This is a genomic window from Parafrankia sp. EAN1pec (genome assembly GCF_000018005.1).
GTDB classification, from domain to species: Bacteria; Actinomycetota; Actinomycetes; order Frankiales; family Frankiaceae; genus Parafrankia; species Parafrankia soli.
On record NC_009921.1, the window covers coordinates 6825807 to 6845712 of the forward strand.

Annotated in this window: 16 protein-coding genes; 7 read left to right on the forward strand and 9 right to left on the reverse strand. The window is 74.6% G+C overall.

Annotation, left to right across the window (positions count from 1 at the left end; all coding sequences use genetic code 11):
• Positions 1 to 586 precede the first annotated feature (586 nt).
• Positions 587 to 820, reverse strand: coding sequence for a hypothetical protein (locus FRANEAN1_RS27725; RefSeq protein WP_041254859.1), 234 nt, complete (start codon positions 818 to 820; stop codon positions 587 to 589).
• A 726-nt stretch (positions 821 to 1546) separates the two neighbouring features.
• On the reverse strand, positions 1547 to 2578 hold the full coding sequence (locus tag FRANEAN1_RS27735) for a LuxR C-terminal-related transcriptional regulator (RefSeq protein ID WP_041254861.1): 1032 nt from the start codon (positions 2576 to 2578) through the stop codon (positions 1547 to 1549).
• Between the two features lie 459 nt (positions 2579 to 3037).
• Between FRANEAN1_RS27735 and FRANEAN1_RS37500 the strand changes: the two genes are divergently transcribed.
• A complete protein-coding gene (locus FRANEAN1_RS37500; RefSeq protein ID WP_020463072.1) occupies positions 3038 to 3700 on the forward strand; it encodes a hypothetical protein in 663 nt (220 codons plus the stop codon).
• Between the two features lie 46 nt (positions 3701 to 3746).
• Here the strand turns inward: FRANEAN1_RS37500 and FRANEAN1_RS27745 are convergent, their stop codons facing one another.
• From FRANEAN1_RS27745 to FRANEAN1_RS27760, 4 genes are all read right to left on the reverse strand, one after another.
• A complete protein-coding gene (locus tag FRANEAN1_RS27745) occupies positions 3747 to 7898 on the reverse strand; it encodes a LuxR C-terminal-related transcriptional regulator (protein WP_020463073.1) in 4152 nt (1383 codons plus the stop codon).
• A gap of 101 nt (positions 7899 to 7999) precedes the next feature.
• A complete protein-coding gene (locus FRANEAN1_RS27750; protein ID WP_020463074.1) occupies positions 8000 to 8521 on the reverse strand; it encodes a potassium channel family protein in 522 nt (173 codons plus the stop codon).
• 84 nt (positions 8522 to 8605) lie between these two features.
• Positions 8606 to 8905 (reverse strand): DUF4193 family protein, encoded by a 300-nt coding sequence (locus FRANEAN1_RS27755; RefSeq protein ID WP_020463075.1) that lies wholly within the window; start codon positions 8903 to 8905, stop codon positions 8606 to 8608.
• Positions 8906 to 9390: 485 nt separating this feature from the next.
• On the reverse strand, positions 9391 to 9768 hold the full coding sequence (locus FRANEAN1_RS27760; RefSeq protein ID WP_020463076.1) for a co-chaperone GroES: 378 nt from the start codon (positions 9766 to 9768) through the stop codon (positions 9391 to 9393).
• 447 nt (positions 9769 to 10215) lie between these two features.
• Between FRANEAN1_RS27760 and FRANEAN1_RS27765 the strand changes: the two genes are divergently transcribed.
• The 3 genes from FRANEAN1_RS27765 to FRANEAN1_RS27775 all read left to right on the forward strand — a co-directional run bounded on the left by FRANEAN1_RS27765 (position 10216) and on the right by FRANEAN1_RS27775 (position 14096).
• The gene (locus tag FRANEAN1_RS27765) at positions 10216 to 10890 is read left to right on the forward strand and encodes a hypothetical protein (RefSeq protein WP_020463077.1); all 675 of its coding nucleotides are present in this window, start codon (positions 10216 to 10218) and stop codon (positions 10888 to 10890) included.
• Between the two features lie 237 nt (positions 10891 to 11127).
• Positions 11128 to 13452 carry a hypothetical protein gene (locus FRANEAN1_RS41605; protein WP_041254862.1) on the forward strand — a complete coding sequence of 775 codons (2325 nt, stop codon included), beginning with the start codon at positions 11128 to 11130 and terminating at the stop codon, positions 13450 to 13452.
• Positions 13453 to 13664: 212 nt separating this feature from the next.
• Positions 13665 to 14096 carry an ATP-binding protein gene (locus FRANEAN1_RS27775; RefSeq protein ID WP_020463079.1) on the forward strand — a complete coding sequence of 144 codons (432 nt, stop codon included), beginning with the start codon at positions 13665 to 13667 and terminating at the stop codon, positions 14094 to 14096.
• A 37-nt stretch (positions 14097 to 14133) separates the two neighbouring features.
• On the opposite strand, the gene FRANEAN1_RS27780 is transcribed toward FRANEAN1_RS27775, so the two are convergent.
• Positions 14134 to 14931 carry a hypothetical protein gene (locus FRANEAN1_RS27780; protein WP_020463080.1) on the reverse strand — a complete coding sequence of 266 codons (798 nt, stop codon included), beginning with the start codon at positions 14929 to 14931 and terminating at the stop codon, positions 14134 to 14136.
• A 382-nt stretch (positions 14932 to 15313) separates the two neighbouring features.
• On the opposite strand from FRANEAN1_RS27780, the gene FRANEAN1_RS27785 reads away from it, so the two are divergent.
• From FRANEAN1_RS27785 to FRANEAN1_RS27795, 3 genes are all read left to right on the forward strand, one after another.
• Positions 15314 to 16384, forward strand: coding sequence for a TerB family tellurite resistance protein (locus FRANEAN1_RS27785; RefSeq protein WP_347176788.1), 1071 nt, complete (start codon positions 15314 to 15316; stop codon positions 16382 to 16384).
• Positions 16381 to 16908 carry an NUDIX domain-containing protein gene (locus FRANEAN1_RS27790; protein ID WP_347176789.1) on the forward strand — a complete coding sequence of 176 codons (528 nt, stop codon included), beginning with the start codon at positions 16381 to 16383 and terminating at the stop codon, positions 16906 to 16908. Before FRANEAN1_RS27785 ends, FRANEAN1_RS27790 begins: the two co-directional genes overlap by 4 nt.
• Positions 16909 to 17183: 275 nt before the next feature.
• Positions 17184 to 18512, forward strand: coding sequence for a YbhN family protein (locus FRANEAN1_RS27795; protein ID WP_020463083.1), 1329 nt, complete (start codon positions 17184 to 17186; stop codon positions 18510 to 18512).
• A 231-nt stretch (positions 18513 to 18743) separates the two neighbouring features.
• On the opposite strand, the gene FRANEAN1_RS27800 is transcribed toward FRANEAN1_RS27795, so the two are convergent.
• Positions 18744 to 19460: a histidine phosphatase family protein gene (locus FRANEAN1_RS27800; RefSeq protein WP_020463084.1), complete on the reverse strand. Its 717-nt coding sequence runs from the start codon at positions 19458 to 19460 to the stop codon at positions 18744 to 18746.
• A 20-nt stretch (positions 19461 to 19480) separates the two neighbouring features.
• Entirely contained in the window at positions 19481 to 19903 is a 423-nt protein-coding gene (locus tag FRANEAN1_RS27805; RefSeq protein WP_020463085.1) for a DUF3618 domain-containing protein, read from the reverse strand.
• Between the last annotated feature and the right edge of the window lie 3 nt (positions 19904 to 19906).

Here is a 19906-nt window from a genome sequence, read left to right on the forward strand (position 1 = left end):
ATTCTGCACCTCGCCCGGATTCTTTCCGGCGCGCGCACAGAGTGACATGTCATGCCGTCCGGGTGCGGAGCGTCGACGACTGAAACCACCGGGAATCAGTGCCGACTTTCCCCGGACCGGCACCGCGGCCCCGACGGCGGACCGCACCCGCATCCCATGACATGACATTCATCCAGCCGTTCCTCCGGTGACGATCTGGAACAGCCGCCGACGCCAGCCTGGGCCGGACGGGCGTGCTGTCGGCAGACTCGTCTCTTCTGACCCCCACATACGCAGTGACATGGCCCGTTCAACCTAGTCACCATAACCGAGTGGCCGCAAGCATAAGCGCCGCCCATTCCTCTCGCCCATCGTGGATCCGCTCCCTCGATCGCGCTCGATCGCGACAAATACCCAGTTCACAAGGGCTTTTCCAACGCGATCAGGGCACCGCACGGATGTCGCCCGGGCTCCGGGCAAGCCACACGAGACCACGGGGGAGCATTCCGCGACGATGCCGAGCAGGCAGCGAGACCACCCGAAGTGACTAGAGCCAGGTCACGGCCTGGGAGTCCTTGCGTCAGAGTGCTCGGACGACTCTCCCGAGTCATTCGTGGATGCCCGGCCAGGGCTCAGGGGCGCATCGGGTCAGGGTGTGTCGGGTCAGGGCGCGGCCGGACGGCGGCGGCGGCACGACGGCGACTCGGCGACGGCGACCACAGCGACGACCGGCGACGACGACAGCGGCGGCCCGGCGGTCGGCGGGCGCGGCGGAGGCGCCGACCAGCAGCGATCGGCGGCGCGCCGAGAAGGACGGTTCCAACCGGAGTGCTCCGAACACCGGTCCACTCGCGGCCAGGGGGTCAGGGGATCACGACCTGCCGCGACGGCCTGTCACGCGCACCGCTGAGGCGGGGCGCTCATACGGCGGGGGCGGGGCCGTGATCGCGGGGCTCGACGCCTGGCCGGACTTCGCGAGGAAGGACGACCGAACTGTCACAACGGACAGCCAATCCATCCGGTTCCATGCGGGCCGCTCCATACCGGCGACCTGCTCCATACCGGCGACCGCCGTGGCGGGCCGGCCGATCGCCGGCCGGCCCGCCACGCCGAACATGTGACCTCGAGTTGCTTCGACGTTAGCCCGCGGCGGGTGACCGGGATGGGCGGTCCCGGTCCCGCCGGTCTCCCGTCGGGGGTGCGGACGGCCTCGGTCCGCGTGCGCCGTGGCGCGCGGCCGAGCCCTCGGACGCGCCGCGCGCCGGGCGAGCGCGGGCGCGATCCGGTGTACGTTCCGCCTGGGCGCCGATCTCTCGACGTCCGGGCTATGTCGGGCCGTGGGCTGGTCCGACGACCCTGCCGGGCATGCCGGCCGGGCGTTGCTATCCGGGCGCAGGTGCCCCCGGAGGGTGCGGGTCGGGCGAACCCGCACGGACGATCATGAACAGGTTGCGCTGAGGAGAGCGATCGGCACCGGGTGGGCACCCCGCGCCGCCCGCTCGTGCGCCGCCGGTCCGCGGACCCGCGAGCGCCCCGACCACGGCTGGCCGGGATACGACGGCACCGGCTACGGGCGGGGCAGGCCCGGCGCCGGCATCGAGCCCATCTCACGCTGCCAGGCGAGCGCGAGCTGGGTGCGGTTGGAGCAGCCGGTCGCCACGAGCGCGTGCGTCAGGTGGTGCTTGACCGTGTCGATGCTGATGCAGAGGGCCTCCGCCACCTGCCGGTTCGACTGGCCCTCCGCCACCAGGCGGACGACGTCGCGCTCACGGGCGGAAAGCTTCGCCGTCACGGCCGGGCCCGGGTTCACCCGGATGTAGAAGCGCAGCAGGTTGCCGAGGTGGCGGGCGAGCACGGCGCCCACGGCGCGGTCACGCGGCCCGAAGGCACCGGGCCGCGGGTCCAGCAGGGAGACGACCGCACCGACACCGCTTCCCCCGGCGAGCCTGATCAGCAGCTTCGCGTGGATCCCGTGGGCGCGCAGGAAGCGCTCCAACCGCAGCCGGACTTCGGGCCGGTCGGGCACCCCGATCTCGTCGAGCGTGACCAGGCCGCGCTCCCACATCAGCCGCAGGCTCTCCGGGTCGTTGAAGACCTCGAGGCTGCGGTACCGCTCCAGGAAGGGCCCGGCCATGCGCAGCGCGAGACCGCGACCAGTCGGGCGGGCGTCCTGGAAGGTCGCCTGCGGGGACGAGCCGAGGAAGAACGCCGAGTGGCGGTAGCCGAGATGGCGGGCCATCCCGTCGAGCGCCGCCTCGCGGAACGCCGGCAGCGACGCCGCTCGTTCGCAGTCCTCGACGACACGGAGCACGCCGCGCAGCTCCGCCGCGCCGAGCGCCAGATCCCGCGGCACCTGCGGCCCGCGGGCCGCGACCGGGGCGCGGCCGGGCAGACCCGCCGCCACCGCGCCGGGACGGGTACGGGCGCCCGGGTGGCCCACCGCGGACGTCGCCGAGATCGGCGCGTGCCGCATCGTGGGTGCCCGGTGCGGGGCCGCCACGCCGGGCGGCCGAGAAACCCCCGCCGATGTGTCCATCGTCACGGCGAGCCGGCCGGTGGCCGGATGGCCGCTGGGGCTACCATCGGGATTGCTGAGCATTCGGTCAGTCACACATGCCTCCGGGGGCAGACCGACACCAGGTCACTGGCCGGTAGTCGCGAATCAGCCGGCGTATTTCCGGCCAAGCTGGACATGTTCGGCAAGCCTAGGGCCGCGACTACCCAGATGCCAGTCCGCGAAGCCTACTTTCTGACGCCTGATAAGCCTGGCCCGCTTATGTGAATAATGAACCTCAGTTCATGCGTCATTTCCCCGCGGGACACCGTTGATCGTCACGACTGTGACACGCACAGTCACATCAACGCAGCGCCTCCACCACCCAAAGGTGCCAGCAACCGCCCTCAAATTGGCCCGGTCCGACCACCACCTCCACCTTCGGCTGCACGCGTGTAACCGCCCGCCACAGAGGGTAGTTTTCTCACCGAGCGTATATTTGACGATCACATTCGATCACCATTGCGGTCGGCCCACGAGGCCCGCCGAAATGAGGTGAAGCGAGTGACGACCGGATTCGCGATCTTCCTCATCGCCGCGGGCGCAACGCTCCGCTATGCGTTGTCCTATCGGTTGACCGGCATCGACCTGCGGGTCCTCGGTTCGATCATCATGCTGGCCGGTGGAGCCACCCTGCTCGTCTGTCTCGGGCGCGGTCTACGCCCGCCGCGCCGCCGCCGACCGGCAGCCGTTGCCGCGACACTTCCACTTCCTCCGTTTCCCCCGCGTTCCCCCTCGGCGGATGGCACGACCGAGCGGTTCTGGCCGCAGGCCGGCACTGAACGGTTCGGGACAGAGGAGCCAACCGGATTTCGTTTCCCGGCCGCCGGACCACCCCCGGGCCAACATCCCCACGCGGGCATCCCCGCCATGTGGGAGGACCTCGGCCCCAGCGGTTTCCCCGGCCCCGCCGGGCAGGTCTACAACCCCGGGTACCCCCACGAAGGTGGTCCCGAGTGGTGGGGCGCCGGAGAGAGTCCGCCCCGCTCAGACGTCGCACCGGGGTGGTGCGGCACCGGCCCGGACCTGGCCCCGCCGCAAGGCTGCGAGCCCGCCGCGGGCACCTCCGAGGAGCCCGGCGAGCACGCCCGTCACCTGCCACCGAGGGCCGTGTGGCACCTCGACGACGCGGGATGGCCCGACGAGACACACCGCCCGGCGGGCTGACGACGTGTGCCGATCCCAACAGATGCCGATCGCCACAGGTGGCCGATCACAAAAGGTGAAGGGCACGCGCACGGTGGACGGCGTCCCGGCGCCTGGCGACATCCAGCTTGCGGTAGATGCTCTTGAGGTGCGTCTTGACGGTGTTCACCGACACGTACATCTCGGCCGCGATCTCCGCGGTGGTGAGCATCGTGGGCAGGTAGCTGAGCACCGCGAGCTCGCGCTCGCTGAGCCGTTCGGCCGGCTCCGGCCGGTGCTCCCCACTCCCCGGGCGCGGCCCACCACCCGCGCTCCCACCACCGGGGCCGCCTCGGCGCCGGGCGTCACCGGGGCCGCCCGCGGGCGCGCCATCGGGGCGCCACGGCCCCCGGGGCGACCCGAGCCCACCCACGCCCCCGCCGCCACCACCGAAGCCGTCGCCACCTACGCGGTTGCCGTCGACGCGGTTGCCGTCGATGCGGTTGCCGACGATGCGGTTGCCGACGCCATCGACGCCATTGCCATCCCGGCTGAGGCCGCCGTCGTTGATACCGATGCCGCGGTCGACGCCGTTGCGGACGTCCCGACCGCCGCCGTCCGGGGCTCCCGGCGCGCCGGGCCAGGCCGGATCCGGGCCGGCGAACGACCCGGCCGGCCGCCCCGGCCCGGCGGCCGGCACCGTGGTCCGGGACCGCTGCGACATCGGCGGAGCCGGTTGCGGCACGACGACATCGGGCCCGACCACCAGGTCCGTTGGCTCCTCCGTGCGGGCCGCCGACCCAGCATCTGACGAGGCGGGCGCCCGGGCGCCCGCCCGAGGCGGCGCGCTCCCCTGCCCCGACGCGCCGGGCCCCGCGTGCGCCGCCGCTGACCTCGACGCCGCAGGCCGAGGCGACGCGGACCCCTGCGCCGCGGACCGCGACGGTACGGGCACCGGCCGCGGCCCGGACCTCCCCGACCGGGTGAGGACGGCGACGAAGGCCGGATAGGCGTCGGTCAGCCCGGGATGGGCGAGCACCATCGCCAGCGCCTCCGTCCCCGCCTCGAAGAACGGCGCGGCCATGCCCTCGTCCGCGGCGAGCGCCACCGCCCGGGCGAGCAAGCCACCGGCGCGGGCGTGGTCGTCACGCCGGGCGGCCGCGACCGCGCCGAGCACGCACGCCGCGACGAGTCCCGCGCCGCCGTCGTCGGCCCGCAGCAGCGAGGCGAGTGCCTCCTCCGCCGCGGGAACGTCGGCGCAGGCCAGGGCGCAGCGCGCCAGCGCGAGCTGGGTCTGCGGGTCCGGGGCCGCGCGGTCGGCGTCCCGCAGCAGCAGCCGGCGGGCCGCCTCCGGATTACCCGCGGCGACGAGCAGGTCCGCCTCGGCCGCCCGCCTGGCCGCCGCGCACAGCGGCGGCATCGGGCCGGTCCTGGCGACGGTCAGCATCCGCCGGGCCGCGCGCACCTCGTCGGGTGATCCGCCGAGCAGGCGCAGCCGCGCGGCGCAGATCGCGGCGATCCCGCCGAGGAACGCGGGGTGGGCGGCAGTGATCGTCATCCGCGCCGCGCCCAGCCACCGGTCGGCCTCGACCGGCTCCGCACGCTGCAGGTGAACCAGCACGGCGGCCAGATACGCCTCGGGCAGTCCGGGGATGCCCCACTGCTCGCCGGGCCGTGCCCCGCCGGGGACGCTGGTCGCCGCATCGGGCAGGCCGGCCAGCGCACCAGAGCGACCGGCCAGTGCTCCGGACGGGTCGGCCGCCGTGCCGACCACCGCGTACAGGTGGCTCTCGGCCTGGCGCAGCCGGCCGCGCAGCGCGTACTGGAGGGCGAGTGCCCCCAGGCAGGACACCTCGACGCCGCCGAGCCCGGCCCGCCGGGCCACCTCGGCGCCCTCGCACAGCAGGCCGGCGGCGACGGCCAGTCGGCCGAGCCACAGCTCGCCCCGGCCCCGCGCGCACAACGCGAGCGCGCGGGCCCGCTCGTCCGGCACCCGACCGGGCCTCGACGGAGCCCGGTCGGCCCCAGCCCGCTCGGCCCCAGCCCGCTCGGCCCCAGCCCGCTCGGCCCCAGCCCGGTCGATCACAGCCCGGTCGGCCGCGGCGTCCGGATCGCCCCCGGATGCCCGTGCCGGCCCGGCGGCGGCGCCCGCACGCGGTGCCGTCCCGGCGGGCGCGCCACCCGGCGGCCCGGAACGCTGCAGCCGCCGGGCCGCGGCGATCATCGCCGCCGGTTCCCCGGCAAGCTCGGCACGGTACGCCTCCACGATGTCGATCCGGTCGACGAGCGTCCGGCGGCGGGCGGCCGCCGGGCCCGACCCCGCCGCGGGCAGCTGCGCCCGCGCGGAGGACAGGCTGGCCGAACCGGCCTCCAGCCGGCCGGAGCGCAGCTGTGCGACGGCCAGGACGAGATCGCACTCGGCCGACAGCCCCGCCGCCGCGGCAGGCAGCCCGGCGACCAGCGCATCGAGCTCGGGTGAGCGTCCGAACAGGACGTCCACCAGCGCCGGGCCGTCGACGAGCAGACAGGCGAGATACCACCAGTCACCAGCCCGCGACGCGTGACGGGCGGCGTCGGGTGTGCGGTCGTTCGCGGCGAACCAGAGGGCGGCGCGGAGGTTGAGCTCGCGGGGGTCCTCCTCCGGATCACGCACGAGCACACCGCGCAGCATCGACGCGAACATCCGATGGAACCGGTACCACTCCTGCGTGGTCTCAGCCGTGGCCTCCTGGGTGAGGCGATACTCCGGGCGGCCGTCCGGCAACGTGGCGACGGCCGCCCGGAGCGGACCGCCCACCCCGTCGTCCGGGTGGTCGCCGGCACCCGGGTGAGCTGTCGCAGCCGGCCCGTCCAACAGCCGGACGAGGAAGCCGCCCGGGCGCGCGAGCTCACCGAGCAGGTGCGCGGATGTCTGGGCGGACGCGGGCGCCACCGCGGAGACCGCGTGGGCGAGCGGGGCACTGATCCGCTCCAGCACGCTCGTCCGGAGCAGGAACCGTCGGACGGGCTCCGGGTACTCCTCCAGCACCTCCGCGTGCAGGAACTCGGCGATCGCCGCCCGCGCAGCGCGGGACGGGTCGAGCTCGGCCGGCAGAGCGCCGCTCCCCGCGCGGGACGGGTCGAGCTCGGCCGGCGGGACGCCGCTGCCCGCACACTCGGCGTCGCGGCCCGGGACCACATCAGCCGGGCCGGGGACCGGCGGGGCCGGCGCCCACTGCTCGTCCCGGCCGGCGGGCACGCCGGGGGCCGGCCTCCGGGCTCCGCTCGACACCGCGCACGCCGCGGCCAGCCGCAGGCCGACCGCCCAGCCCTCCGTCGCGCGCCGCAGCTGGGCCGCCGCGCCGGGCGGGACGCGCAGGCCGTGGGCGGCGAGCAGTTCGACGGTCTCCGCCGTGGTGAAGGCCAGCTCCGCCGGGCCGATCTCGGTGACCCTGCCCTCGGCGCGCAGCCGGTGCACGCGCAGAATCGGCGCCCGCCCCGACAGGACGATGCGCAGGTGGCCCTCGCCCTCGCTCGCGAGCAGCTCCAGTCCGGCGAGATCATCGGGATCCCGGACGAGGTGCGCGTCGTCGAGGACCAGCACCGCCGGGGCCGGCAGCTCGGCGAGCTGGTTGACCAGCTCCCGCCGGAAGCGCTCAGGGCAGATCCAGGCGTCCGCGGCGACCAGGTGCGCGAGACGGTCCCCAGGGGGCAGGCCGGCGTCCCGGGTGAGCCCGCGCAGGATCTGCGACCACAGGGACACGGGCGGACCAGGCCACCGCGTCGTGCTCCGCGCCAACGGCAACAACGACAGCGCGGACGAAGGCGACCGCGGCTGCGACCCCGGCTGCGACGGCGACGGCGACGGCGGCCCGCTGGCCGCCGGATCGCCACCGGGGTGCTCGGCGCGCGCGGTACGCCGTCCGAGCATCGGGTCGACGCGCAGCCAGACCACCGGGTGCGCGGGCCGGCCCGATCGCGCCCAGTCGGCGAGCGCCATCGTCTTGCCGGCGCCGGCCGGTGCGCACACCACGGTCAGCGGCCGGTCGACCGCCTCGTCGAGCAGCGCCAGCAGCCGCGGCCGGGTCACATGCGGGACGACCGGACGTGGGGGTACCAGCCTCGTACCCACCACCGGCAGGTCGCCGGCCGGCGACGGCTGGATGCGCGGCCGCGCGGCGGCCCCGTCTCCCCCACCGGCCCGGGGCACGGCAGACCCGGGCGTTCCGAAACGATCGTCCGGTTCGTCCGCGCCGGCCACGCGCTCACCCCCACTTCCCAAACTCAGGGTAGTGGTACAGCTACTCCAGGCCACCGGCAACCGGGCGCGAGAGTGGTGTCGGAAAGAAGTCCGCGCCGCTCTCAGGACGCGCGCGCCGCCCGGCGAGCCGAACTCGACGCGCGCAGCGCCGAGGCCGCGGTCGCCACGAAAAGGACATCGAACCCCATCTGGACGATGACGACGACCCGGGCAGCCTGACCCGTGGCGTGGATGTCCCCGAAGCCGACCGTGGTCAGCACGGTGACGGCGAAATAGAGCGCGTCGGTCTTCGTCCGGACGCCGGAGATCTGGGCGGTCGCACCGACCGCCAGCGCGTAGTAGGCGGTGGCGAACAGTACGACGGTGACGCAGATCCCGGCGAACAGCCACTGCGCGCGGACCTGGGCGACAGAGACGTGCCGAGCGAAGACCACCTGCCTGGCGAGCAGGCATCCGGTCAGGATCAGGCCGAGGGCGAACAGCCCCACCCGCAGCGAGAACCATCGCCCGCCGCCGTGGCCGTAGACGGGCAGGGCGTAGTAGGCCGTCAGGCACCCGGCCAGGATCGCGGCCGCGACCACACCCATCCGGCGTGCGGACGGCTCCGGGGGCGGGCCTGGCAAGGGCCTCGCTCCCGGAACCGCCCGTCCGGCGTCATGCGATGGACGTCCATCGCTCATGCTTGCCTGCCCGGGGCCGCGCGCGTGTCAGGCCGCGCAGTCCGCGCACACCGCCCGGCGTGGGTCGGCGAGCTGGCTGCGGTGCTGTACCAGGAAGCAGCTCGTGCAGGTGAACTCGTCCGCCTGCCGGGGCAGCACCCGCAGCGCGAGCTCCTCGTCCCTGACCTCGGCGTCGGGCAGGTCCAGCTCCGCCTCGAGCGCGTCCATGTCGTCGCCGAGGTCGGCCGCCGCTCCGGCGCGCTGCGCCTTCAGTGTCTCCAGGCTCTGCTCCTGGAGCTCGTCCTCCTCGACATCCGTGCTTCGCCGAGCGTCGAAGTCACGAGCCATGCGTCTCCTTACCTTTCCTCGTCCTCACAGACCGCGGCCTGTCGACACCGGCGCCGACCCTGACCACCGGATCGACCATGTGCGGTACCCGAACGACATCGGCTGATCACAATACGCAGTGGCTCTGGCCAGAGAAGTGGGCGACAAGCAGATGTCCGCGTTCCCCGCACCTGGAGCCGGTACCCACGGCCACCAGTTCGGAACGCGGATCTCCAGAGCCGAGCGAAGGATACGGGCCGAGGAGTGTCCGCACCAAGCAGGGGCAGCCCGGCGCGGTGTCACTCCCGCCACATTCGGACGCTCCGGACCACCGGGATGGCCCCGCGATGACCGGCGCCATCGGCATGATCGGTCTGTCATGGGGCGAACCGGGCCGCGACGGCGACCAGCCACACACCGCCCGTCGGTGGTGGGTCGGCCGACGCGAGAACGCCGGCACGGCTCGGAGGTACCCCGACGCGCTCGGACGGATCAGCGGCAGCGATTCAGAGGTAGAGGCCGGTCAGCCCGTCGTCGAGCCGCTCGGCGGCCACGGCGTGCACGTCACGCTCGCGCATCAGGATGTAGGTGGTCGAGTGCAGCTCGACCTCGGCGCGGTCCTCCGGGTCGTAGAGCACCCGGTCGGCCACCTGGATCGTGCGCACCGCCGTGCCGACGGCCACCACGTCGGCCCACGCCAGCCGCTTACCCATCTGCGCGGTGGCCGGGATCACGATGCCCGCCTTCGAACGCCGGTCCGCGGAATCCTCCCGCGGCCGCACCAACACCCGATCATGAAGGAGCCGGATGGGCAGCGAACCACCGGACACGTCGATGCCGGCCGCGCCCCCGACACCGTTGACATCGCCGGAAACTACGCTCACACGCTCGGACCCTACTCGTCCACGGCGGCGGGACCGGCCCGATGCTTCCGATTTCCCGGTAGAGCAGGCCGTGCGGTGCCGCCGGGGCCGTCCCGCCGGGAAATCAAACTGCCCACCAGCCGGCGGCGACACAGCGGATCCCAGCCCTCACGCTCGTCGCCAGGCGGGCGGGCGGATCATCCGCCGCGATCTCGCTCGCGCCCAGGTACACCGCGCCGACACACAGATGAATCCCACGTCTTACCCCCACCCGCGAACACAGGCATATCAACCAGCCCGGATGGGGAATGCCACCTCAACGCGGTATAAGCTGCCGCCCATCGCAGCCCGGCCCTACACGGCCGGCCGCGCAGAGGCACCGGGGGGGAGCCCGGCCTCCAGGAGAAGCGTCCGCGTCGGAAGCCAGGTAACCGTCGACACGCACGAGCCGAGGGATGGGGCAAACCAATGGCGCTGAGAATCAGTGTGGACCTTGAGGGGCTGCGCTGGGCGGACCTCTTCCGGTTCGTCGATCTCGCTCGAAACGGCGGCATCGGGCCAGAGGACCAGGTCGACGTCATCACGTACGGCAGTGACCCGATGTCGGTCAGCCTCTCGGCGCGGATCTACCCGGCCTCCGACGGATTCCTGTCGACCGAGCAGCCGGAGATCGGTTCGGGCGAGGGCATGCGCGGATCGACGCCGCTGTCGATCGGTTCCGGAAGCACCGGGACGGGAGCGGGCTTCGGTTACGACGGCACGCCCGAGCGCGCCGCTTCGTCCAATGGCAGCCACTATCCGGCGTTCGACAACGGATCGGAGCGCCCGCCGTCCGCGGCCGGCAACCTGCCGTCGTACGGGCCCGGCGGTTATGAGGGCCAGCAGGAACGGGGCACCCCGCCGCCTCCGCCGCCCCCGAGCGGCAGCCACTACCCGGCCTTCGACAGCCAGAACGAGCGGATGCCCGGTCAGAACGGCCAGTTCGCCGGCTTCGAGCCGGTCTTCGACCGCGCACAGGGCGGTAAGGACACCGGTGGCGCCGCAGGCGTGGAAAGTCCCTATATCGAGGAGTTCGCACGGCTCCAGGAGGGGCTGATGCGGCAGGTCCGCCGCGACGGAGAGGTCCGGCCCGACCGCACCTGACGCCAGCCGGCCCGGCGCTGGCCCATCTGGGCCGGACCGATCCGACCGCGCGCGGGCGCTGTGTGACGCCGAGCTCCGACGGAGCGCACCGCTATCGCCACTCTGTCGCGGCGGGTGCACACAGCACTCGCTATCCGTGGAAACGGCGGACGCACATAGTGAGGACAAGGTCACCAGTTACCCGCAGTGGTGGTGCCCCCCGCACGTTTCCGCCCGCAATGGTGCATGCTGCCTTCGATGGAGGATCCGCGCGTAGTCGACGTCGAGCGGTACCACGGTCAGTTGCGCTCGGAACTCGAGATGATCGCGAACGGACCAGTACTGGCCGGCCCACGGATCGTCGAGCACATCAATTCCCTGATCACACTGATTGACCTGCACCAACCGAACGAGTTCGACCTCTGCCTCAGCTGTGACCGGCTCTGGCCCTGCGCGACCGTCGTCGCCATCACCGGTGAGCTAGCGGCCACCGAGGACGAGGTGACGCCCCGGCCGCTGCCCGAAGCCCCGGCCACGCGGTCCGGCGACGGCCGCCAGGCGGACAGGCGCCCGGCCGACCCCCGCCACGCGGCGGCGGGAGGCCCCGCCGACCAGCGCCGGCCGGACGTTCGCGCGGCCGCGCCACCACCATTCGACACGGGCTCCTACTCGACGACGACGCAGACCAGCACCGGCCAGTCGACGATGCCGCACGAACTGCCACGGGGCACGGACCCGGTCCGGCAGCGCGGCGCCCCCGGCCCGGCGGACGAGCCGATGGCCGCGCCCCGGCCGACCGGGCCGCACCGCGTGCCGCCGCCGCCCTCCATGCCACCACCCTCCATGCCACCGCCGTCGCATCCGTCCGGCATGCCGCCGGGCACGCGCCCGCCGGCCGCCGTTCCGCCGGCCGCGGCCGCGGCCACCGGCGGGATGCCCACCGGCGGCTCGCGGACGGGTGGGATGCCCCTGGGTGGCGCGGGCAACAGCGCGTCCGCCCGCACCCCCGTATTCGGCGACCCGTTGGCCGGGATCCGCCGTCCGGGCGCCGGCATGCCGCCGCGGGTCGGCGGGGGCCCGCCCGGCGAGCAGGCCCCACCCGGCCGGCCGGGGCCGCCCCCCGCCGACACCGGTCACCGCTCCGCACCGCCCGGCCTCCAACCGCCCGGCCTCCAACCACCTGGCCTCCAGCCGCCGGGGCTCCAACCACCCGGCTTCCAGCCGCCCGGACTTCAACCACCTGGGCTCCAAGCAGCCGGGCCGCCGCCGGGCACCGCCGGGCAGCCGGGACGTCCGATGTCGGCCCCCGGCTTCGAGCGAGCCCGCGAACAGCAGCTTCCCGGTGGCCCGGGCAGCCGGCCCGCGCCCGGGTTCAACCGCCCGGGCGGGCCGCCCGCGCACCGCCCCGCGGCCGGCCCGGCCGGCGGCCCGCCGACCGGGCCGATGGAGCGCCCCGGCTACAACGGCCAGCCCGGCTACAACGGGCAACCGGCGTACAACGGGCAACCGGCGTACAACGGGCCGCCCAGCCACAACGGGCAACCCGGCCACAGCAACGGGCAGCCTGGCTACGCCGGGCAGCCCGGCCAGGGCCGGCAGCCAGGCCATCCCGGTTATCAGGGCCAGGTGGAGCAGTCCGGCCCGATCGCGCGGCCCGGCCTGTTCGGCCAGCCCGCGGCAACGGGCCCGGGACGGTCCACGGGCCCGGTCTCCACCGGGCTCGGTGACCGCATGCCCGGACGGGCCCAGCATCCGGGCGATCCGTCCCGCCCCCTGCCCCACCCCGCGCAGTCCCAACCGGCGCAGCACCAACACGCGGCCGGCGTGTCCCGGTCCGAGCCGTCCCGGGCTCCGGCCCGTCCTGACGGTGTCGAGGCCCCGGCGGCTCAGGCCGACGGTTTCTCGGTGCCGACGTCCCGGCAGGCGCCGCCGATCTCCGGCCCGGTGGAGATGCTGCCCGCCAGCATCGCCGCCGCCCGGGCCGCGGAGCTGGCGCGCGGGCAGGCGGCCGCCGCGGCCGGACCACCGCCGCCGCGGCATCCCGACATCGTCCGCGGCCCCGAACGTGGAACCCGGCCGCCCGTCGGACGGCTCACCTCCGACCCGGCGCGCACGCGCGGCCGGCACGCGGGCCCGGACCAGCCGCGTCCCCAGGGCTCCCCGTGGAGCAGCCAGGCCGCCGAGCAGCGCCGTCCCATCTCCGTCGACGACTCCTGGGCCGGTGTCGGGCGCAGCCCGCGTGGCCAGAACGGCGACGGCGGCCAGGGCGGTCAAGGCGGCCAGCCCGGGCACGGTGGCCCGAACGGCCAGAACGGGCACGGCGGTCAGAACGGGTATGGCGGCCAGAACGGCCAGCATCAGCCGAACGGCCAGCGGGGGCCCGGCGGCCCGGGACGTCCCGACACCGACGTCGGCGCGGTCGGCGCGAACCGTTCCAGCGGCCCGGCCGGCCCGGGCCCGGCGGACCGTGGCCCCGGCCGCGACCAGGCCTCGGACCCGTCGCTGAGCCCTGAGGTGGAGGCCGTCACGAGGGCCTGGCTCGCGCGCAAGGATTCGGTGCTCGACGGCATCGACGTCATCTGACCGCCGACCGCCACCAGTGCGGTCATCGGGGGTTGCGGCGAGTCGCGACCACCCCGCACCGGACCCGGGCCAGGCTGTGTCTCGCGCCTCCGGTCTGGCAGGACCACGCCAATCAGGTTTGAGGTCCACGCGGAGGTGGGAGGAACGCGACGCCGGCCCGGCCGTGGCAACGCGGGCAGACCGGAAACGGACAACCGCCCGGAAGGTGATGCGTGGCCGAAGCTCTGACCGCTGGCTTCGACCTGCCCGCCGATCCCCGGGCGGCCGGGCAAGCCCGTGGGCTGGTCGCCGATCTGCTCGTGTCGTGGGGCTGTGGCAACGCCGCCGAAGTCGCGAGACTGCTGGTCAGCGAGGTCGTCACGAACGCTGTTCGCTACGTGGGAGCCCGTGAGGTGCTGCGCGTGTCGGTCGAGTGCCACGGCGAGCAGGTCCGGGTCGCCGTGAGCGATGGGAGCCCGTTGCGCCCGGTGCTCAAGGCCGCCCAGGACGACGACGAGTCCGGCCGCGGGATGCAGCTCGTCGCCGCGCTCGCCAGCCGGTGGGGTGTCGTCGACGATCCGCCCTCGACCGGCCCGGGCAAGCAGGTCTGGTTCGAGCTGCCGGCCGTCCGGGAGGCGGCGACGATCGGCTGCGTCCTGAGATGAGGGCGGCGGGCTCGCCCGCGGCCACTCAGCGCCGCCGCTAACTCCCCCGGCCGGAGTCCCCGCGACCCGCGTGATCCGTCTCGTCGTCCGGACGGCCGGCGATCAGGTCGAAGAACCTGTCCCGGCGCGGCCGCCAGCGGGCGGCGAACCGGGCCGCGCGCCGGGCGGCTCGCTCGGCCTTGCGGGACCCTTCGGGGTAACGCCGGTGCGCCCAGGCCGAGCCGGGCCGCGCCAGGCGGACCGCCCCGACCACCGCGACCAGCGGAATGAGCAGGCCGACGACGCCGAAGCCGACGCGGCCCTTGAGGAAGCTGCAGCTCACCGCCACGATGTTGATGCCGAGCACGACGATGAGATCCCACAGCGCGAGGTGGTCTCCGGTGTCGAGGCCGTCCACGCCCAGTGGTGTCGCGCCGACGATCAACAGCGCCGTGAACGCCGCGCCCAGGATGACCGCGTCCACCGACATCCGGCCCTGTTCGGACCAGTAGACGTCCTTCAGCCGCAGTACCAGCGCGAACTCGTCGAGGATGAGCGCCGCGCCCACGCCGAACAGAATCGCCAGCAGATCCCACCAGGGCGACCGCCCCCCCGCGGGCGAGAACGCGCCCACCCCGGCGAGCAGCACGAAGGCGATGCCGAAGATGGCGTGGTGGACGTGCACCCCGCCGACCGCGACGTTGCCCGGCCACCAGCGCACGCCCGCACGGATCATGCGCACACTCAGCCGGATGAACAGGAACGTGAGGATGAACGCGACGAGGAGCGCCAGCAACGGCTGCTTCCCAGGCTCGACGATCACCCGTTCGTAGCCGCGCGACAAAGCCGCCCACATTACGTCCCTCCTCCCGCGCCCACGGACCACACACCGGCCCGCCCACATCAACCCGGCAGCGCGCCGCCCCGGCCGCCGCGCGCCAGAGCAGCCGTGCCAGCCCAGCCCAGCGCCGCACAGCGCACCGCGACGCGGCCCCACCGGCAAGCAGGCGGACCGTCACGGCGCGTCACGGTCGGCGCCGGTCCAGTGTGCGGCCGCTCCCCCACGGCCCGGCGACGCCCGCCTTCGGCCACGCCCGGCGGCCGTCCGGCGACCCGGATCCGCGACACCGTGCCACCATTCGGCCATAGTGCGGCGAAATCTTCGGGGGGAGGTGGATGATGGCGACGTATCAGCAGCCAGGTGACGACGGGGCGTCACGATTGGGGGCGGCATGCCGATGTCGACACAGGTCTCTCTGGAAATAGCGCTACTCATCGAGGTCGACGGCGGTCTGCTGGTCCGCGCCGACGACGCCGCGGGCCTGCGGTTCCCGGGCGGCTCCGCCCGGCCGGGCGAGTCGTCCCTGGACGCCGCCGAGCGGCTCCTGCGGGCCGCCCTGTCCGCGGCGGGGCGGCCCGTCTTCGCGGGCTGCGTCGAGCACAGCGGGGCGTGGCGACCCGCCCCGGCACCCAGCCCGCGCAGCTCACCCACGGACGCGACCCCGGACAGAACCCGTGCGGACGGGGCACCCGGGGACACGACGCCCGCGGACAGGACACCCGGGGACACGCCCGCGGACAGGACACCCGCGGAGACGGCGGCCACGACGGACGGAGCGACGTCCGCGCACACCCTGACCGTTCTCTACGCCGTAACCCTCGAGCCGGCGGGACTCGCCGGCGGGCACGCGCTTCCCCCGGGGCTGACGTTGGTCCGCCCCTACGAGAGCGATTCCGGGCCCGCGCTCACGATCCAGCCGCCCGCGGTCGGCCACGCGGCGATGTCGTGGTGGGCCGATCGGTGGCCGTCCTGGCGCGGACTCGCGGTCGCGGACGCCGAGCCCTGGTGGACCGGCCTGCGCCAGTCGGTGCGGACCCTGCGGGCCCAGCTCACCGCCCGCCGCGAGGACGTGCGGGGCGAGGTGTTCCGGGACGCCGCGGTGGCGATGTGCGCGCTGGTCGCGGCCGCCGACGGGCATGTCGACCCCGCCGAGCGTGACGCGATGGCCGCGTCCATCCACGCCGAGGACGTGCTGGCGGACTACCCGCGGGCCGACCTGGAGCTGCTGTTCGACCTGCACGTCGCCCGGCTGCGCTCGGATCTCGCCGCCGGCCGCCGCGCGGCGATGCGCGAGATCGGCAAGGTCCGCGGTGACCCGGTTCGTTCGTGGGCGGTGCTGCGCATCGGGGCGGTGATCGGCCGGGCCGACGGGTACTTCGATCCGGCCGAGCGGCGGGTCGTCCAGGACGCCGCCGACACGCTGGGGCTTCGCTCGGGCGCGCTCGCCGTCCAGGCGGTCGGGCGATGAGCCCGGCCGACGCCGTCCGGCGGCCGCACGCGCCGATGCCCGGGGCGCGGGCGGTGCCCGCGGGGCCGCGGCCGGGCCGGTCGCTGCACGCCCGGGTCTTCCTGACCTTCGGCGATCTCGTGGTCGTCGCCAACCATCGCGGCCAGCCCTGGTTCTTCCTGCTCGGCGGGCACGTCCCACCGGGCGAGGGGGTGGAGGAGGTGCTGCACCGCGTACTGCGCCGGACGGCCGGCTTCGAGGTGCGCTCCCTCGACTTCGTCGGCGGCGTCGAGCATCTCGACCCCGCCGGCGGGACGTCCCAGCGCATCGATGTGGTCTTCGCGGGGGCCGTGCCGCGCTATGCGGAGTTCGGCAGCCGGATCGACGACATCGACATCGTCACCCTCCGGCCGTCCGGGCTACGGTCCGTCGAGTTCCGCCCGGCGCGCGCCGGGCAGGCGATCACCGACTGGCTGACCGACCGCCAGCCCCGCTGGTACACCGACGGGGGGTCGGCACACCCCACGAACGGGTCTACCCGCTGAGCCCTCAGGGCGGCCGGGGGAGGCCCCGGCCGCCGCCCGCAGCGGCGGCACCCCCACGGGCCCGTTACGGCCATCCAACTGTCACCTCCCGGGCCCTTCACAGGGAGCATACGGCCACGTCACAGTGTGTCCGGTAGGCATCGGACAGCGTTGCGGGGGGATGACTACGCCATGCTGTGGCCCGTGCGCTCCGCTGTCTCGTCCGTCCTGATTCCCCGGTCGGCGACCTTGCTCGGCCAGCCGCACAATGAAGCACATTCAGGTGTCGTTCAGGCGTGCGCCGTAGCGTGAGCGGCGAGGGCTTCCGGACACTGGGGGTAGACATCGAGATCCCGGTCGCGCTGAACGCCGACAACGCCGCGGCTGCACCGCTTGTTCCCGGGCCGACGCTGCCCCGTCACCGACGGGTCGGCGAGCGCGGGGCTCCCGCCCATGGCGAGCGTCCGACGTCCGGCCGCGGCGGGTCTCGACCCGCCAGGTCCACCGTCAAGGAGGCGCTGCTCCCGCCGGAGCGGACCGCCCCCGCCGACGCGCGCGCCGGGCGCACTGGCGTCACGCCGGCCGACGTGCCCGCGGTGCTCGGCGGGGTGGACGCCACCGGCGCCGCCGCCGTCGCCCTGGAGCTCACCCGGGCCCCCCGCGGGTTCGGCCTGCGCCGAACGCGCCTGCGTGTCCTGGCCGCCGTCGTGGTCGTCGGCGTCGTCGGCGCACTCGTCGGCACCCGGTTCCGTTCGGACGTTCTCGGCACCCTCTCCGACGTCCCCGCGCCGCGCTGGCACTGGCTCGTGGTCTGCCTGCTCGCCTCGGTGCTCTTCTACGTGGCGCACGGCGTGAGCGTGCGGGCGGCGAGCGGGCTGCGGATGAGCCTGGGCACGGCCACCGCCTCCCAGCTCGCCGCGGCCGCGGCGAACCGAGTCGTCCCGGCGGGCCTGGGCGCCATCGCCGTGCACCTGCGCTTCCTGGAACGCCGCGGGATGACCCGTCCCGCCGCGGTGGCCGCCGTGGCGTCGATCAAGGGCGCCGCGTTCCTCGTCCACCTGGCCGGGATCGCGCTCGTCGCCGGCACCCTGCGCGGCTCCGGCGTCGGCGAAGCGGTGACGGCGCCCGTCCGGATGACGGTGAACGGGATCGGAGCCGGCCCCGTCGCGGCCGGGCTCGCCGTGGTCGGTGTGGGGATCGGCACCGCCGCCGCGCACCCGCGTGTACGCACGAGGCTGCGGCCCGCGCTGCGGGGCTTCCGCGCGCACCTGGCGGTGCTCGCCCGCTCGCCCGGCCGGACGGTCGTGCTCGTGACCAGCACCGCAGCCACGAAAGCCGCACAGGTCATGGGCCTCGCCTGCGCGGTGTGGTCGTTCGAGAGCGGGCTGAGCATCGCCTCGATCACCGCCGTGTACCTGGTCGGCTCGGCCGTCGCGGGCGCGGCGCCGACAGCCGGCAGCGTCGGGGCCATCGAACCGGCGCTCGTCATCGGGCTCACCGCGTCGGGTGGCACGGCAGCGACCATGTTCGCCGCCGTCCTGGTCTTCCGCCTGATCAGCTACTGGCTGCCGATCCTGCCTGGGGTGACCGCGCTCGCGATGATGCGCCGCCGCGGCGACCTCTGAGACCACCGCCACTGGGACCCCCGCCACTGGGACCACTGCACCTGAGACCACCGCCTCGAGGACCATCACTCCTCGACGGCCGCTGCCCGGTCTTCTGACCGGCAGCGGAGCGGGCCCGAGACCACCTGGTCCCGGGCCCGCTCCCTCTCAACCAAGCCTCGTCTTCCACCGACCGCACGCCGCGGACGACCCGGATCGGCGGGCTCGCACGTGGACGATCGATGGTTACTTTCAGTAGTGATCCGGTGGGGCGGGACGGGCGTTGAGCTGCCGCAGCACCCGGTTCTCGTGCTCGAACCCGAGCTCCGAGACTCCCGCCGGCTCGATCACGAAGTGGGCCCCGGCCGTCGGGGGCAGGCCCAGCCACCGCGCCACCAGCACCCGGAGCATGTGGCCGTGCCCGAGCAACGCCACGTCCCCGTGCGCGAGCAGCGGCACCACCCGGCCGAGGACGAGGTCTGCGCGCCGCCCCACCTCGTCGGCGGTCTCCCCGCCCGGCACGTCGCCAGTGAAGACCGTCCAGCCGGGATGATCCTCACGGATCCGCGCGGTGGTGACTCCCTCGTAGTCCCCGTAGTCCCACTCAGCGAGCTCCGGCCAGACGACGCAGTCCTCAGCTCCCGGCGCGGCGGCCTGTGCCCCGGCGGTGTCCGACAGCGCGGCCGGCGTCCCGGCGGCCTGTGTCTTGATGGTTCCCGGCTCGATGGTTCCCGGCTCGCCGGCTGGCGGGCACAGGCCCGCGATCTCGGCGGTGTGCGCCGCCCGGCGCCGCGGGCTCGTCGCGACCAGGACGAACCGCCGGCCCACCAGCACCGCCCGCAGCGCGGCGGCCTGGCGCTCACCCTCGGCGGTGAGGGGAACGTCGGTGTGCCCGGTGTGCCGACCGGTGCGGCTCCACTCGGTCTCGCCGTGCCGGATCAGCGTGACCCGACCGGCGGGAACCACCACCGGACCTGCCGGCTCCGAGGTCACCGCCTCCGGCGCCGGCGGCGGCGCGCCCCCACGAGCAGCACGACCGCCGCCGTCACCAGCGCGACCCTGTCCCATCGAACCGTCCGCACCACCTGGGTCGGGCCGCCCTCGCCCGCCGCGCCGTCCGCACCCGGTGCCGAGCCGACCGTGCCCGGCAGGTCGCCACCGAGTGTGCCGCTCTCGGTCGTGCCGGCCCCGATCGCGCGGTGCCCGGCGGGCGCCGCACCGAGCGCGGACGGCGCGGCGCTACCCGGGGCGAACCGCTCGCGCAGCTCAGCCACCTTGGCCCGGACCTGCTCGTTCGCTCGTTCGGCCACCCGCTTCGGACTGACGATCTCCGCGATCGCGTCGACGGTCTCGGCCAGCTCTGCGCGGGTCTGTTCGATCTGACGCTGGATGACGGCCGGATCCTGCGGCACCGA